Genomic DNA, 932 nt, shown 5'->3' with positions numbered 1-932 from the left:
CGGCTCAAGACCGCGGACGAGGCGCTTGCGCTTCTGTTGCGCGACGTGCGCAAGTCGCCGCCCAAGCTGGCCACGGTGTTGAGAAGCGTGGCGCCCGACGCGCCGCAGGCATGGTTCGATGAGCAGATGCGTACGGCGCTGCGCGGCACGCCGTCGGCGTCGATCACGGATGGCGACCTCGCGAAGCTCTACGTCAAATACGGTGTCGACAAATTCAACCTCAACGATCGCGGATACATCGCGAGCGTGCATCCGCTCGAACTGTGGACGGTGAACCATCTGCGCGCGCATCCGCTCGCGACCCTGAACGATGTGCAGGAAGCGAGCCGCAATGCACGCGTCGCCGCCTATTCGTGGCTCTTCAAGACGCGCTATCGCGCGACGCAGGACAGGCGCATCAGGCGCATGGTCGAACTGCAGGCCTATGCTGAAATCGCGAAGTCGTGGCGCGCGCTCGGCTATCCGTTCTCGTCGGTGACGCCTTCCTATGCGACGGCGATCGGCGCGGCGGGCGACCGGCCCGAGGCGCTCGCGCAATTGATCGGCATCGTGGAGAACGGGGGCAGCGGGCTCGCCACGCAGCGCATCTCGACGCTCGAATTCGCGAAGGACACGCCGTACGAGACGCACTTCGTCCATGTGAGCGCGCCGCCGCAGCCGCTGGTCGCGCCTGAGATTGCGTCTGTCGTCCAGCAGCTTTTGCGCGATGTCGTTGCGGGCGGCACCGCGCAGCGCCTCGCCGGAGGCATGGCCTCGTCCGATGGCCGCTCGCTTGATGTATCCGGCAAGACGGGCACGGGCGATCAGCGCTTCAATGTGTACGCGCGCGGCCGGCGTCTCATCGAATCGCGCAAGGTGAACCGGAGCGCGACGTTCGTCTTCGTGATCGGCGAACGCTTCTTCGGCACGCTGACCGCCTACGTGCGCGAGCC

The 932-nt window shown here is 66.4% G+C and carries 1 pseudogene; it reads left to right on the top strand.

Going from position 1 to position 932, the window contains the following annotated elements:
- A pseudogene (locus tag AWB75_RS36480) lies at positions 1 to 932 on the top strand (glycosyl transferase family 51); the annotation flags it as partial.

The sequence above is a fragment of the Caballeronia catudaia genome, assembly GCF_001544755.2.
In the GTDB taxonomy this organism is placed as follows: domain Bacteria; phylum Pseudomonadota; class Gammaproteobacteria; order Burkholderiales; family Burkholderiaceae; genus Caballeronia; species Caballeronia catudaia.
Note: the sequence above shows the minus strand (reverse complement) of the source record. Positions and strands in the feature narration are given on the sequence as shown.